11 protein-coding genes and 2 tRNA genes are annotated in these 15,292 nt (G+C 53.4%); 9 read left to right on the top strand and 4 right to left on the bottom strand.

From position 1 onward, the window contains the following. Positions 1–42 precede the first annotated feature (42 nt). Positions 43–119: transfer RNA gene (locus PUZ33_RS24790), tRNA-Asp, on the top strand. A 163-nt stretch (positions 120–282) separates the two neighbouring features. Next, positions 283–1,086: a 2,5-didehydrogluconate reductase DkgB gene (gene dkgB / locus PUZ33_RS24785; RefSeq protein WP_013095681.1), complete on the top strand. Its 804-nt coding sequence runs from the start codon at positions 283–285 to the stop codon at positions 1,084–1,086. Positions 1,087–1,115: 29 nt separating this feature from the next. Here the strand turns inward: dkgB and yafC are convergent, their stop codons facing one another. Continuing rightward, complete coding sequence (yafC, locus tag PUZ33_RS24780) at positions 1,116–2,021, bottom strand: DNA-binding transcriptional regulator YafC (RefSeq protein ID WP_020686297.1); 906 nt, start codon at positions 2,019–2,021, stop codon at positions 1,116–1,118. A gap of 104 nt (positions 2,022–2,125) precedes the next feature. Here yafC and PUZ33_RS24775 point away from each other — a divergent pair, with 104 nt between their 5' ends. From PUZ33_RS24775 to PUZ33_RS24765, 3 genes are all read left to right on the top strand, one after another. After that, a complete protein-coding gene (locus tag PUZ33_RS24775; RefSeq protein ID WP_029882849.1) occupies positions 2,126–3,301 on the top strand; it encodes an MFS transporter in 1,176 nt (391 codons plus the stop codon). Positions 3,302–3,438: 137 nt separating this feature from the next. Next, entirely contained in the window at positions 3,439–4,236 is a 798-nt protein-coding gene (locus tag PUZ33_RS24770) for an endonuclease/exonuclease/phosphatase family protein (RefSeq protein ID WP_013095684.1), read from the top strand. A gap of 76 nt (positions 4,237–4,312) precedes the next feature. Then, positions 4,313–5,086, top strand: coding sequence for a class I SAM-dependent methyltransferase (locus tag PUZ33_RS24765; RefSeq protein WP_058681416.1), 774 nt, complete (start codon positions 4,313–4,315; stop codon positions 5,084–5,086). Positions 5,087–5,135: 49 nt separating this feature from the next. Here PUZ33_RS24765 and mltD read toward each other — a convergent pair whose 3' ends face one another. Together mltD and gloB are read right to left on the bottom strand one after the other, a co-directional pair. Continuing rightward, positions 5,136–6,500, bottom strand: a complete 1,365-nt coding sequence (gene mltD / locus PUZ33_RS24760) for a murein transglycosylase D (protein ID WP_013095686.1) — start codon at positions 6,498–6,500, stop codon at positions 5,136–5,138. 68 nt (positions 6,501–6,568) lie between these two features. Beyond that, on the bottom strand, positions 6,569–7,327 hold the full coding sequence (gene gloB, locus PUZ33_RS24755; protein WP_058681417.1) for a hydroxyacylglutathione hydrolase: 759 nt from the start codon (positions 7,325–7,327) through the stop codon (positions 6,569–6,571). 32 nt (positions 7,328–7,359) lie between these two features. On the opposite strand from gloB, the gene PUZ33_RS24750 reads away from it, so the two are divergent. Then, a complete protein-coding gene (locus tag PUZ33_RS24750; protein ID WP_013095688.1) occupies positions 7,360–8,076 on the top strand; it encodes a class I SAM-dependent methyltransferase in 717 nt (238 codons plus the stop codon). Here PUZ33_RS24750 and rnhA read toward each other — a convergent pair whose 3' ends face one another. After that, positions 8,077–8,544, bottom strand: coding sequence for a ribonuclease HI (gene rnhA / locus PUZ33_RS24745; protein ID WP_013095689.1), 468 nt, complete (start codon positions 8,542–8,544; stop codon positions 8,077–8,079). It abuts the gene before it with no gap. 64 nt (positions 8,545–8,608) lie between these two features. On the opposite strand from rnhA, the gene dnaQ reads away from it, so the two are divergent. The 3 genes from dnaQ to PUZ33_RS24730 all read left to right on the top strand — a co-directional run. Then, entirely contained in the window at positions 8,609–9,340 is a 732-nt protein-coding gene (gene dnaQ / locus PUZ33_RS24740; protein ID WP_013095690.1) for a DNA polymerase III subunit epsilon, read from the top strand. A gap of 130 nt (positions 9,341–9,470) precedes the next feature. After that, a tRNA-Asp gene (locus tag PUZ33_RS24735) sits at positions 9,471–9,547 on the top strand. Between the two features lie 476 nt (positions 9,548–10,023). Next, positions 10,024–15,292, top strand: a 5,269-nt coding sequence (locus PUZ33_RS24730; protein WP_274205378.1) for an Ig-like domain-containing protein, incomplete at its 3' end; no start/stop codon positions are given.

The raw sequence follows: 15,292 nt of genomic DNA, 5'->3' as shown, positions 1-15,292 counted from the left end.
GTAAGCCGGTGCATCAATCCGGTGGTTACAGCAGTCTTCGGTGGAGCGGTAGTTCAGTCGGTTAGAATACCTGCCTGTCACGCAGGGGGTCGCGGGTTCGAGTCCCGTCCGTTCCGCCACTTATTAAAAGCCCTGAGTTAACGCTCAGGGCTTTTTTCTTATCTGCTTCCCAATTATTGCTAAATCAGCAAAAATCCTCTGCGTTTTACGACCTTTTTCAGCATAACGCCAGCAGCGATAATCTTCCTCAGTTAACGAACATTACGAATAACGAGGAATGACATGACTATCCCTGCATTAGGCCTGGGCACTTTCCGCCTGAAAGACGACGTTGTTATCGCATCGGTCAAAACCGCCCTTGAGCTTGGCTATCGCGCAATTGATACCGCGCAGATATATGAAAATGAAGCTGCGGTTGGCCAGGCGATTGAAGAAAGCGGTGTACCGCGTAACGAACTGTTTATCACCACCAAAATCTGGATCGAGAACCTCAGTAAAGACAAGCTGATCCCAAGCCTGAAAGAGAGCCTGAAGAAGCTGCGTACTGACTATGTCGATCTGACCCTGATCCACTGGCCATCTCCGAATGATGCCGTTTCTGTAGAAGAATTCATGCAGGCGCTGCTGGAAGCGAAAGAGCAGGGCTTAACCCGTCAAATTGGTATTTCGAACTTCACCATTCCGTTGATGGAAAAAGCCATTGCTGCCGTTGGCGCAGAGAACATTGCGACCAACCAGATTGAGCTCTCTCCTTATCTGCAAAACCGCAACGTGGTGGCGTGGGCCAAACAGCACGGCATTCACATCACTTCTTATATGACGCTGGCATACGGTAAAGCGCTGAAAGATGAGGTCATTGCACGTATTGCAAATAAACATAACGCAACGGCTGCACAGGTGATCCTGGCCTGGGCGATGGGTGAAGGTTATGCCGTTATTCCATCTTCAACGAAGCGTGAAAACCTGGCCAGCAACCTGTTAGCTGTGGATCTCCAGCTGGATGACGAAGACAAAAAAGCGATCGCTGCCCTGGAGTGCAACGATCGCCTGGTGAGCCCGGAAGGTTTAGCGCCAGACTGGGATTAATATTGACCCGCCCTCTGTACGCTTAACCCTCACACAGCTCCTTCGGGAGCTGTTTTTATATGCTCGCTCAGAAAGTCGATAAAGGCACGGATACGCGTGCTCACCGCTCTGTCGCTGTAGTAAACCGCACTGAAGGGCATCTCTACCGGCAGACGCTTGTCCGCCATTAACTCCACGAGCTCACCGCGCGCAATTTCTTTATCAATCATGTAATCAGACAAACAGGCGATCCCATTTCCTTCAAGACACAGCTGCTTCAGCGTTTCCCCGCTGTTGGACGACAACCCGCAGGTGATCTCATGCAACTGACCGTCAGGGCAGGCAACAGGCCAGGTATTCAGTGATAACGGCTCGGTGAAACCCAGACACAGATGCTGCTTCAGCTCTTCAACGGTTTCAGGTTTGCCGTGTTCAGCGATGTATTGTGGTGAGGCGATGATTTTACGGTAGCTGGCAAACAGAGGACGCGCGCGCAAGCTTGAGTCCGTCAGGGTTCCCGCCCGGATCGCCACATCGACTTTACGTTCGATAAGATTGATAAAGGTCTCGGAGGAGACCAAAGAGAGCGTCATCTCCGGATAGCGTTCACGGAAAGGTTTAATCAGCGGCATCAGAAAGTGCAGAACTACCGGTGTGGCCGCATCAATACGCAATAGCCCACGCGGTGTGCTGCGCGTTTCCATGATCTCGGTCTCTGCTGCAGCCATCTCCTGTAAGACAGACTGCACCCGGCGGAAGTACCGTTCACCTTCTTCCGTCAGGCTCAACTGCCGCGTCGTGCGGTTGAGAAGACTCACCCCAAGCTTCATCTCAAGCTTTTTCACCGAGCGGCTTACAGCAGAGTTTGCCTGCCCTAACTGCTCTGCCGCGCGGCTAAAACTGCCACTTTCGACGACGGCGACAAAGATTGTCAGCTCTTCCGAGGTTGCTTTCATTGTTGCACCACCTGCAAAATTCTATTGAGATTTTGACCATTTTTGTTATTTAACCACTGGCGCATACTGCCTGTCATCTTAATCCTGATGATACGGAGTATTTTATGCCACTGGCGCTACTTGCCCTGACGATCAGTGCCTTTGCAATTGGCACGACCGAATTTGTTATCGTAGGACTGGTTCCTACCATCGCTAACCAGCTTGCTATCTCATTACCTTCAGCCGGGCTGTTGGTCTCCATCTATGCTTTGGGTGTCGCTGTCGGCGCGCCCGTCCTGACGGCATTAACCGGGCGATTCCCGCGTAAGCAACTGTTGGTCGCGCTGATGGTGCTCTTCACGGCCGGCAATATACTGGCCTGGCAGGCGCCGGACTACACGACGCTGGTCATTGCCCGCCTGCTGACTGGCCTTGCTCATGGGGTGTTCTTCTCGATTGGCTCCACCATTGCAACCAGCCTGGTACCCAAAGAGAAAGCTGCATCAGCCATTGCCATTATGTTTGGCGGATTGACCGTCGCACTGGTCACCGGCGTACCATTAGGAACGTTCATCGGGCAACATTTCGGCTGGCGTGAAACCTTCCTCGCCGTTTCTTTACTGGGCGTGATTGCACTGGTGGCCAGCCTGCTGTTGGTACCGTCGAATATTCCCGGCCGTACAAGCGCAAGACTGAGCGATCAGATTAAGGTGCTCACACATCCTCGTTTGCTGCTCATCTATGCCGTTACGGCGCTGGGCTACGGCGGCGTGTTTACGGCATTCACCTTCCTCGCTCCAATGATGCAGGATCTGGCCGGCTTCTCTCCTGCAGCGGTAAGCTGGATTTTACTGGGGTACGGTATCTCTGTGGCGATTGGCAACATCTGGGGAGGTAAGCTCGCGGATAAGCATGGTGCTGTACCAGCGCTTAAGTTTATCTTCGCGGCACTGGTGATTCTGCTGATGCTCTTCCAGTTCACGGCATCGATTCAGTACGCCGCGCTGGTAACGGTACTGGTCATGGGCATCTTTGCCTTTGGTAATGTACCCGGCCTGCAGGTCTACGTGGTACAAAAAGCCGAACGCTATACGCCAAATGCGGTGGATGTGGCTTCTGGTCTGAACATTGCCGCCTTCAACATTGGTATCGCCATCGGTTCTATCGTTGGCGGGCAGACGGTGGAGCACTTTGGATTAACCCAAACCCCGTGGATTGGTGCCGTTATTGTGCTCGTTGCCTTCCTGCTGATTGGTCTGAGCGGACGCCTTGATAAACCCTCTCGCGTAGCGCTTGGTTAAACCTCAGTAAGTGCTTGCTTACAAAACTGGAAAGAGGTTTCTCAGTAATTGCGTTGAAAGTGTGACCTAAAATCCCTATAACATTAGAACCAGTCCGTTTTCCGGGCTGGTTCATGTTACAGAGGTTGTTTCCAAAAGTGCGAAAAAATACCTATGCCATGCGTTATGTTGCCGGAATGCCCGCGGAGAGGATCTTGCCTCCCGGGTCGTTTGCGAGCATCAGCCAGGCATTACCTGCCGGTACACCGTTAAGCAGCGATGAAAAAATTCGGGTGCTGGTATGGAATATCTTTAAACAGCAGCGCGCGGATTGGTTATCCGTCCTCAAGAACTTTGGTAAAGATGCCCATCTGGTTCTGCTGCAGGAGGCGCAAACCACGCCTGAGCTGGTAAGGTTTGCGACCACTAACTATCTCGCCGCCGACCAGGTGCCCGCATTTGTATTGCCGCAACATCCCTCTGGCGTGATGACCCTTTCTGCCGCGCATCCGGTTTACTGCTGCCCGCTGCGCGAACGCGAGCCTATCCTGCGACTGGCAAAATCGGCGCTGGTGACGGTCTACCCACTGCCTGACACACGGCTGCTGATGGTCGTGAACATCCATGCGGTAAACTTCAGTCTGGGCGTGGATGTGTATAGTAAGCAGTTACTTCCGATTGGCGACCAGATAGCCCATCACAGTGGGCCTATTATTATGGCCGGGGATTTCAATGCCTGGAGCCGTCCACGCATGAACGCGCTGTATCGCTTTGCGCGGGAGATGTCGCTGCGTGAAGTTCGTTTTAGTGATGACCAGCGTAAGAAAGCGTTCGGTCGTCCTCTCGATTTCGTTTTCTATCGTGGTTTGAGCGTGCATGACGCCTCTGTTCTGGTCACTCGCGCCTCCGATCACAACCCGCTACTAGTGGAATTCAGTCCCGGCAAACCTGATTAATATGGTGAGTCAGGTCTGCCGTGGGGCAGGCCGGTTGAGTGCTGCCCTTTACTTTAACCAACGCAAGGACAGTACAATGACAACAACACACTCTCATCACGACAACGTCGAAAAACAGTTTGGTTCCCAGGCAAGCGCCTATCTGACCAGCGCCGTTCATGCTTCCGGCCGCGATCTGGTGCGTCTCGGCGAGCGTCTCTCGGCGTTCCCGCAGGCGACGGTGCTGGATTTAGGCTGTGGAGCAGGGCATGCCAGCTTTACTGCAGCGCAGCATGTGGCTCAGGTTACGGCGTATGATTTATCCAGCCAGATGCTGGAGGTGGTGGCTGAGGCGGCAAAAGCCAAAGGGCTCAACAATGTCGATACGCGCCAGGGCTATGCCGAATCCTTACCTTTCGAAGAGGCGTCGTTTGACGTTGTTATCAGCCGTTACTCCGCGCACCACTGGCATGATGTCGGCCAGGCATTACGGGAAGTCAAACGCGTGCTGAAGCCGGGCGGAACCGTCATCATTATGGACGTCATGTCTCCGGGTCACCCTGTACGGAACATCTGGCTGCAGACGGTTGAAGCGCTGCGTGACACCTCGCACGTGCAGGATTATTCCAGTGGGGAGTGGTTAACGTTTATTACTGAGGCCGGTTTAATTTCACGCTCACTGATAACCGATCGCTTGCCGCTGGAATTTAGTTCGTGGATCGCCCGTATGCGCACCCCGGACGCGTTAAGCCAGGCCATACGGTTGTATCAGGACAGTGCTTCCTCAGAGGTGAAGGACTACTTTGAATTGCAGGATGACGGTTCGTTTACCAGCGATACCATCATGGTTGAAGCGCAAAAAGCGAAGTAAAAAAAAGCACCGAGGGGAATCGGTGCCTTTTTATCTTTGTATCGTGTAATCAGGAGTCTGGCGTGGCGCTGTTTTTCACAAACAGTGTCAGCTGGTCGCCTGGTTGCAGATTGTCAGTATCATTATTCCAGCGCATCACATCCTTAATGTTCACGCCGTGTCGTTTTGCGATACTGGACAGTGAATCGCCTTTACGCACGCGATAGGTAATGCTATCGCTGTTATTGGCGAGACGCTGTGCGCTGCTACCCGCACCCACCGTCAGTGTCTGACCCACTCTCAGGCCTGAGCTGCGCAGGTTATTCCACTGCTGCAGATCTTTTGCTGTCACGCCAAGACGTGATGCAATGCCCGAAAGCGTATCACCGCTACGAACCTTATAGCTGCGGCTGTTGACTGATGATGCATCCGCAATCAGCGTTGACTGAACGGCGGCAATTTCACCAGACGCTAAAGACTCACGTAACTGTTCAGCATGTTTCTGCGGAACCATCACATACTGTGGGCCACTCGCCCCCAGCGTTGAGCCTTTAACACCCGCGTTAAAGGTTTTCAGTTTACTTACCGACATACCCGTCATATCGGCAACCTGTTGAATATCAACCGGGTTGCTGAGGCGAACGCGCGCCAGTGCACGACTTTCGTCTGGTGTTGGCAGTTGTACACCGTAACGCTTGCTGTTTTTGAGAATATCACTCAATGCCAGCATCTTCGGTACGTAAATCTTCGTTTCCTGTGGCAGTGAGAGCGACCAAAAATCGGTGGATTTACCCCGTGCTTTATTCGCTTTCATTGCCTTCAGTACACGACCTTCGCCACTATTATACGCCGCAACCGTTAACAACCAGTCGCCGTCAAACATCTTGTTCAGACGTTGCATCATGTCGAGAGCGGCTGTCGTGGAAGCGACAACATCGCGACGCGCATCATAGTTACGGGTCTGTTTCAAACCGTAATTTCGCCCGGTGCTCGGAATGATCTGCCAAATACCTGCGGCATTGGCACCAGACGTCGCGTGTGGGTCAAAAGCGCTCTCCACTATGGGTAGGAGTACCAGCTCCATAGGCATGTTACGTTTCTTAACTTGCCCGGCTATCCAGTACATATACGGCTCTGCCCGTAACGTTACATCGTGGAGATAGCTCTTATTTCTTAAATACTTCTGTTTCTGTTCGCGAATCCGGCTGTTTTCCGGAATTCCCATCTTTAGCTCGTCGCCAATAGAGGTCCACAAGTTTTGATCCTGCGCGAAAGATGTCCCATCGTCCAACCAACGCGCTGAGCTTGTAAACTTCCCTGCTTCCCCTTGACCAGCTGCAGAAAGGCTCTGTGCGTGCTGTTGTACGTTGCTGCCGTTCTGCGACTGGCAACCAACAAGCAGGACAGAGGCGAGTAAGATCGCTTTTGCCTTCATGTGTGTGTCAATAGTTGCTTAAAAGACGAGCGATGATAACGGCGAAATTTTGAAAAGGCAACCCGCAATTATCTGAAGTTATCTTTCTTTGACCTTAACCATGCAAATCGCTGTTCTGGTTGTTGCAATTTTGTTTCTTGGTTAATTTTATTAATTAAATCAATGTCATCTGTTCTAAGAAATAAATTAATTTTACGCTCGTTTTTCAGAATTACGGGGAGTGTTTTTTGGTTTTTTGCACGTAACCCCTTCACTTTCTGATAGTAATCCTGAATCGCACGATCCTCAGGTAAAATGCTGGCAGAAAACTTCATATTTCCTAATGTATACTCATGCGCGCAACAAATTACAGTATCGTCAGGCAGGGCATTAATTTTTTGTAAAGATTGGTACATCTGGGCTGGCGTGCCTTCAAACAGTCTGCCACAGCCGCCAGAAAACAGCGTATCGCCACAAAACAGATAAGGTTTGCTGTAGAAACACAGATGTCCCAAAGTGTGACCTGGTGTAGCAAATACGGAAAACTCCCACTCATGTATGAGGATATTTTTGCCTTCTTCGACTACTTGCGTGATTCCCTTATCTTGTGCCTCTGCCGGTCCGTAAACCACCAGATGCGGGAACCGGGCGCGCAGTTCAGGCACACCGCCGGTATGATCGTGGTGATGGTGGGTCAGGAGGATGGCTTCAGGCTGCCAGCCATTCTCTTTTATTGCCTGCAGAACCGGGGCGGCCTCTCCGGGGTCGACAATGACGCATCGACGCGCGTCATCGACTAAAACCCAGATGTAATTGTCCTCAAAGGCAGGAATACTGATAAGATTCATACATTACCTCTTATAGCGTGGCGGGTGTTTTGATGAAACCGGCAAGGATACCTCAGACTGTCGCAGCACCGGAACGTTGGGCGGAATTGCCCTGGGGTGAATACTATCGCGAGGCGTTAGAACTACAGCTTAAGCCCTGGCTCGCGAAAATGTATGGCTTTCACCTGCTTAAGATTGGCAATCTCAGCGCGGAAATCAATACCGAAAGCTGCGCTATCTCACATCAGGTCCATGTCTCTCTCGGCGGATCGCCCGTTCAGGTGAAGGCAGACCCTTTACATCTGCCGTTTGCGGAAAAGTCGGTTGATGCGTGCCTGCTGGCGCATACGATACCCTGGTGCAGCGATCCTCATCGCATGCTGCGTGAAGCCGATCGCGTGCTGATAGATGACGGCTGGCTGGTGATAAGCGGGTTTAATCCGCTGAGCCTGATGGGGCTGCGCAAGCTGGTGCCCGTATTACGCCGCACTCCTCCTTATAACAGCCGGATGTTCACCATGATGCGCCAGCTGGACTGGCTTTCGCTGCTGAATTTTGAAGTGCTCAGCTACGGCGGATTTCAGGTACTGCCCTGGGCCAGAAAAGGGGGCGTTTTGCTGAGTACCCATTTGCCTGCATTAGGCTGCATGCAGTTTATCGTTGCGCGTAAGCGAACCATTCCCCTGACGCTTAACCCGATGAAGCAGAGCAAAACCAAAACGCCGATCCGCCAGACGGTGGGGGCCACGCGGCAGTACAGAAAACCGTAATCAGGATTCAGGCTGATAGCCCGCGTCCTCATGTGCCGGGTTAGCGGCCGCCGTCCGCGCCAGTTCATCGCAGCGCTCGTTTTCCGGGTGGCCGGCATGGCCTTTTACCCATTCCCACTTAATATTATGCTGGCCCAGCGCCGCATCCAGCCGTTTCCAGAGATCGACATTCTTGACGGGCTTCTTATCTGCCGTCTTCCAGCCGCGTTTTTTCCAGTTGTGGATCCACTGGGTGATCCCCTGGCGCACGTACTGGCTGTCGGTACTGAGCACCACGTCACAATGTTCTTTTAAGGCTTCCAGCGCCACGATGGCCGCCATCAACTCCATGCGGTTGTTGGTGGTCAGGAAATACCCTTCACTAAAAGTTTTTTCGTGCTGACGATAGCGCATAATCGCGCCATAGCCGCCAGGCCCTGGGTTACCGAGACAAGATCCATCGGTGAAAATTTCTACCTGTTTACGCATCTCTGGTAGACTTCCTGTATTTGAAACGTTCAGTTAAACGATAAGTCTGACATAAATGACCGCTATGAGCACTGCAATTACTCGCCAGATTGTTCTTGATACCGAAACCACCGGTATGAACCAGATCGGCGCGCACTACGAAGGGCACAAGATCATTGAGATCGGTGCTGTTGAAGTGGTGAACCGTCGTCTGACGGGGAACAACTTCCACGTCTATCTCAAACCCGATCGGCTGGTGGATCCCGAAGCGTTCGGCGTTCATGGTATTGCCGATGAGTTCTTGCTGGATAAACCGACCTTCGCGGAGGTGGCGGACGAATTTCTGGACTACATTAAAGGCGCAGAGCTCGTCATTCACAACGCCTCGTTCGATATCGGCTTTATGGACTACGAGTTTAGTAAGCTCCAGCGCGATATCCCCAAAACGAACACCTTCTGCAAGGTCACTGACAGCCTGGCGCTGGCCAGGAAGATGTTCCCCGGCAAGCGTAACAGCCTCGATGCGCTCTGTTCACGTTATGAAATAGACAACACCAAGCGAACGCTGCACGGGGCATTGCTCGATGCCCAGATCCTGGCGGATGTCTATCTGGCGATGACCGGCGGTCAAACGTCAATGAAGTTCAGCATGGAGAATGAATCTCAGCAGACGCAGGGCGAAGCGGGAATTCAGCGTGTTGTTCGTCAGGCCAGCCGCTTGCGGGTTGTTTTAGCGAGTGATGAAGAGCTTCTCAACCACGAATCTCGTCTGGATCTGGTCCAGAAGAAGGGCGGAAGCTGTATGTGGCGTGCGTAAGGCATGCCAGAATGCCTGTAAAATCACCGTTCGGGTGATTTTTGCAGCAAACGATTCAAAACGTGAGAAAAAGCGTTGACGAGTTCAGAGGCAAACCGTAATATGCGCCTCGTTCCCAAGGGAACACAGCGGAGCGGTAGTTCAGTCGGTTAGAATACCTGCCTGTCACGCAGGGGGTCGCGGGTTCGAGTCCCGTCCGTTCCGCCACTATTCAGGCCCACGTTATTTATAACGTGGGCCTTTTTCATTTCTGCGTTTCCTCAATCCTGAATTTCTCGTCTACCCGGCCCGTTGCTGTCGTCACGCGGTGAACGACTGAGTTCCTGTTTAATTGATTTTTAATTAAAAAACTCATTCTGAAGTTTTTATTAAAATAATCAATTTGATTTATTATTCTTTTCGTGTAAGTTCTTAACCGTTAATTATTCTTTTCCTCCTCTTTCCTTGTTCACTCATTAATAGCTTTTTGATGTCAACTATTCCTAATGCGGCGTAGAGCGTTGCGTGGTTTTTTCCTACCCATATTAAGAGGTCAGACATGATAGTTTTAAGCATCATGTCGATGAACCCTGTGGACATGAATTATCTCAGAAAGGCATCAACGTAAGGCAGTTCAGGGTGTATCAACAAAAATGTTTATATATCCACTATTTAGTGAGTGAAATTCACCAAGGACTTTAAGTATGACGGACAATAAAGTCATTTTAGCGGTCAATAACGGAGACGGAAAAACTCGGTTGTTGACCGCAGATGCAGGCCGGACGGTTAAGGTAAAACTTATCCCCGGCAATAAATATTTATTGAAGAATATTAACGACGACTTCGCTCCAGAAAATATTACGCTGCAGCGCGTAGACAAGGCGCTGCACATTATCCAGGAAGGCGATACACAGCCAAGCATAATTATTGAAGATTACTTCAATGGTGATCCTAACAACCCGGTGCTGATGGGCATGGCGGAAGATGGATTACTCTACGCCTATGTTCCTCTGTCGGGCGAAAGCTACGACACCGGCTATCTGATTGCTGACGGCAGCATGTCTCCTGTGGCGTTAGGCGGAGAACCGTTAGGCGCGGGTGGGCCTCTTCTGACGGCACCGGATGACGACAACGACATGCTGTTTGGCATGCTGGGATGGTTTGCACTTGCGGCGGCGGGTGTAGGGGCTGCTTTCGCGCTGTCTGAGATGGACAAGGACGACGGCGATAACCACTCCACGCCTGATAAGCCGAGCATCGGCACCACAATGGATGATGAAGGCTCAATCAAAGGCCCGTTAAAATCAGGTGATACGACCGATGACTCAACGCCGACGCTGACCGGTAAAGGTAAGCCTGGTGATACCATCCATATCTACGATAACGACAAAGAGATCGGCTCCGTTATCGTCGATGATGAAGGCGAGTGGAGCTATACGCCTGATAAGCCACTGGGTGAAGGTGAGCACGAGCTGACCGTCGTGGAAAAAGATCCTGACGGCAACGCGAGTCCTCCATCAGACCCGATTGTCATCGTCGTTGATACGGTTGCGCCAAAAGCGCCGACGATTGAACACATCATGGACAAAGTGGGTAAAACCACCGGTGAAATTCATGATGATGCTTACACCGACGATCCTCAACCGGAAATGAGCGGCACCGGTGAAGCTGGCGCAACAATCGCAATTTACGATAACGGTAAAAAGATCGGCGAAACCACCGTTAACGATGATGGCCGTTGGTATTTCAAACCGTCCGAGAACCTCACTGACGGTAGCCACAGCATCACGGTCAGCCAGACGGATAAAGCGGGTAACGTCAGCGAACCGTCTGATGAGCGTGATTTTATTGTATTGACTGAACCTCCGGGAAAAGCAGAAACGCCTGAGGTGATTGACAATACCGGTCCGGTAACCGGTCCGCTCAAACCGGGCGATGTGACGGATGACAGTCAGCCTTCTTTCAGTGGAGAGGGAACACCGGGCAATACCATCATTATCAAAGACAATGATAAAGAGATCGGCTCGGTTATCGTCGACGACGAAGGTAAATGGTCATTTACACCTAAGGATGAACTTGCCGAGGGTGAACATAATGTCGTGGTCGTTGAGGAAGATCCGCTCGGCAATGAAGGCGATCCTTCCGATCCGATTCAGATTATTGTGGATACCACGCCGCCAGCCAAACCGGATATGGCCGATGCCCAGGATAATACCGGGCCGATTACGGGCCAGCTGAAAGGCGGTGACGTCACGGATGAAACCCGTCCGGTATTCAGCGGTAAAGGCGAACCGGGCGACACCGTGACCATTTATGATGGTGACGAGGTGCTTGGCACAACCGTTATTGACGATAAAGGCAACTGGACACTGAAACCAGAGAAACCGCTGGGTGAAGGCGATCACAGCATCACCGTTACGCAGACGGATAAGGTGGGCAATACCAGCGATCCCTCGGAAGCGCTGGAGTTTGAAGTTGACACTACCGCGCCTGATGCTTCAGCAAATGTTCTGAATATTACCGGCGTTGCGGATGACGTAGGCGATCGTCAGGGCAATGTAGCCAGCGGTGACATCACCGATGACAGCAAACCGCTCATCAGTGGTATCGGTGAAGCCGGGAACACCGTCTTTGTCTACACCACCGACTCTTCCGGCAAACACCTGATTGGTACAGCGGTGGTAGGCAGTGATGGCACCTGGAGCCTGACACCAGAAACTCCACTGACGGAAGGCCTGAACAAGCTGACCCTGGAGACGCAGGATCCGGCGGGCAACCGCGTTGCCGGTGAAGCGCCGTCTTACGACATCAATCTGCTGATCCCGGTGAGTACTGCACCGTCCATCAACAGCGTTGTGGACAACGCCGAGCCGCACGTCGGTCCAATGCAGAAAGGCGAATCCACCAACGACACCACCCCAACCCTGAGCGGCAGCGCTGCACCGGGCGACGTTGTGTCTATCCTCGACAACGGGAAAGTGATTGGTACCGTCACGGCGGACAGCAACGGGAAGTGGGCGTTCACCCCGGATACTGCGCTGGCGGATGGCAAGCACACCTTCACCGTCACGGCGACTGACGCAGCGGGCAACGCGCGCACCAGCGGCACCTTCCCGATCGTGATCGATACTGCGGCACCGTCTCCGGCAGAAAATATCGTTATCAATGATAACGTGGGCGACAAGCAGGGGCCGGTAGGTCCAGGCGACACCACCGACGATCAGTCCCCGACCCTGAGCGGCGAAGCCGAGCCGGGCAGCGTGGTGGACATCTATGATAACGACGAGAAGATCGGTTCCGTCATCGTTGATGACGAAGGTAAATGGTCCTATACGCCAGACACGCCTCTGGCTAAAGGCGATCATGAGATCACCACCACCGTGACCGATCCGTCTGGCAACACCAGTGAACCGTCTCCGGGGATCTCCTTCACCGTCGATCCGGATCCAAACCAGGTTACCGTGGGTGAAGTGGTGGATGACCAGGGACCGATCGTGGGCAACCTGAAGCCAGGCACCGTGACCGATGATGTCCGCCCTGAACTGAGCGGTAAAGGTAAGCCAGGCAGCACCGTGACCATCATGGATGGCGACGATGTACTGGGCTCCACCGTGGTGGATCCGGATGGCAACTGGACCTTCACTCCTGAACAGGATCTGGCCGATGGCGATCACAGCCTGACCGTGATTTCCAAAGACCCGGCCGGAAACGAGGTGACCTCTCCGTCCTTTGATATTACCGTTGATGCGACCGCCCCGGAAAAACCTGTACTGGGATCCGCAACGGATGATGTGGGAACAATTCGTGGCGATCTGAGCAACGGCGGCACCACCGACGACGCAAACCCAACCTTCAACGGCTCTGCAGAGCCGGGCAGCCGTGTCGATATTTATGACAACGGTGAACATATTGGTTCGACGATTGCGGACGACAACGGCGCCTGGCAGTTCACGCCAACCACACCTCTGCCAGAAGGTGAGCACCATATCACCACCACCGCAACGGATGAAGCGGGCAACACCGGTCCGGAATCGGATGATTTTGTGCTGGTGACCGACTACACCCCACCAGTGGCAAGCAGCGATGTACTGAACATTACGTCCGTAATGGATGATGTCGGCGGCCGTCAGGGTAACGTGGCCAGCGGTGAAATCACCGATGACAGCAAACCGGTTATCAATGGTATTGGTGAAGCGGGAAGCACCGTCTTTGTTTACAGCACGGATGCTAACGGCAAACATCTGCTGGGCTCAGCCGTGGTCGACAGTGAAGGCAACTGGACGCTGGCACTGGATACACCGCTGGTGGAAGGGCTTAATCAGCTGACGCTGGAAACCCAGGACGCAGTAGGCAACCGCGTAGCGGGTGAAGCACCGTCTTACGACATTACCGTTCTGATCCCGGTCAGCACCGAGCCGTCCATCAACAGCGTTGTGGACAACGCCGAGCCGCACGTCGGCCCAATGCAGAAAGGCGAAACCACCAACGACACCACCCCAACCCTGAGCGGCAGCGCTGCACCGGGCGACGTTGTGTCTATCCTCGACAACGGGAAAGTGATTGGCACCGTCAAGGCGGACAGCAGCGGTAAGTGGTCGTTCACCCCGGATACCGCGCTGGCGGATGGTCAGCACACCTTCACCGTCACGGCGACTGACGCAGCGGGCAACGCGCGCACCAGCGGTACCTTCCCGATCGTGATTGACACTGCGGCACCGTCTCCGGCAGAAAATATCGTTATCAATGATAACGTGGGCGACAAGCAGGGGCCGGTAGGTCCAGGCGACACCACCGACGATCAGTCCCCGACCCTGAGCGGCGAAGCCGAGCCGGGCAGCGTGGTGGACATCTACGATAACGACGAGAAGATCGGTTCCGTCATCGTTGATGACGAAGGTAAATGGTCCTATACGCCAGACAAGCCTCTGGCTAAAGGCGATCATGAGATCACCACTACCGTGACCGATCCGTCTGGCAACACCAGTGAACCGTCTCCGGGGATCTCCTTCACCGTCGATCCGGATCCAAACCAGGTGACCGTGGGTGAAGTGGTGGATGATCAGGGGCCGATCGTGGGCAACCTGAAGCCAGGCACCGTGACCGATGACGCACGTCCTGAACTGAGCGGTAAAGGTAAGCCAGGCAGCACCGTGACCATCATGGATGGCGACGATGTACTGGGCTCCACCGTGGTGGATCCGGACGGCAACTGGACCTTCACTCCTGAACAGGATCTGGCCGATGGCGATCACAGCCTGACCGTGATTTCCAAAGACCCGGCCGGAAACGACGTGACCTCTCCGTCCTTTGATATCTCTGTCGATACCGTGGCACCGGAAAAACCGGTTATTGGTGTTGCGACTGATGACGTCGGCTCCAGCCGTGGCGATCTGAGCAGCGGTAGCACCACCGATGATGCGAACCCAACCTTTAAAGGTTCCGCAGAGCCGGGCAGCCGTGTCGATATCTATGATAACGGGGAGCTGATTGGTTCTACCGTGGTGGACGAAAATGGCGGCTGGCAATTTACGCCAACCACCGCGCTGCCAGAGGGTGAGCACCATATCACCACTACCGCAACCGATAAGGCCGGTAACACGGGTCCGGAATCAGATGATTTTGTACTGATCACCGACTACACCGCGCCTGACGCCAGCAAAGTGGCGATCACCGAAGTCTATGACGACGTGAACACCGCAGGCGTGATTGCCTCCGGCGGGGAAACCGACGACAACCGTCCGCTGATCAAGGGGACGGGCGCAGAGCCGGGCAACATCATCACCGTCTACAACGGCGACAAGGTGATTGGCACCGCGAAGGTACAGGCTGACGGCACCTGGTCCCTCGAGCCGACCACGCCGCTGCCGGACGGGAAGTACACCCTGACGGCGAAAGAGACCGACGGCGTGGGCAATGTCTCCGGTCCGTCCGGTGAGTACATCATCAACGTGGCCACCGTACCGCCGCAGGCAC

It is taken from the genome of Enterobacter cloacae complex sp. 2022EL-00981 (assembly GCF_028737495.1).
Classification (GTDB): Bacteria; Pseudomonadota; Gammaproteobacteria; order Enterobacterales; family Enterobacteriaceae; genus Enterobacter; species Enterobacter cloacae.
This window is presented reverse-complemented; position numbering and strand designations above follow the sequence as displayed.

Excerpts from the sequence above, each read along its gene's own strand:
- dnaQ (WP_013095690.1), top strand. The coding sequence starts at position 8,609 with ATGAGCACTGCAATTACTCGCCAGATTGTTCTTGATACCGAAACCACC.
- yafC (WP_020686297.1), bottom strand. The coding sequence starts at position 2,021 with ATGAAAGCAACCTCGGAAGAGCTGACAATCTTTGTCGCCGTCGTCGAA.
- PUZ33_RS24750 (WP_013095688.1), top strand. The coding sequence starts at position 7,360 with ATGAAACCGGCAAGGATACCTCAGACTGTCGCAGCACCGGAACGTTGG.
- mltD (WP_013095686.1), bottom strand. The coding sequence starts at position 6,500 with ATGAAGGCAAAAGCGATCTTACTCGCCTCTGTCCTGCTTGTTGGTTGC.
- rnhA (WP_013095689.1), bottom strand. The coding sequence starts at position 8,544 with ATGCGTAAACAGGTAGAAATTTTCACCGATGGATCTTGTCTCGGTAAC.
- PUZ33_RS24765 (WP_058681416.1), top strand. The coding sequence starts at position 4,313 with ATGACAACAACACACTCTCATCACGACAACGTCGAAAAACAGTTTGGT.
- gloB (WP_058681417.1), bottom strand. The coding sequence starts at position 7,327 with ATGAATCTTATCAGTATTCCTGCCTTTGAGGACAATTACATCTGGGTT.
- PUZ33_RS24775 (WP_029882849.1), top strand. The coding sequence starts at position 2,126 with ATGCCACTGGCGCTACTTGCCCTGACGATCAGTGCCTTTGCAATTGGC.
- dkgB (WP_013095681.1), top strand. The coding sequence starts at position 283 with ATGACTATCCCTGCATTAGGCCTGGGCACTTTCCGCCTGAAAGACGAC.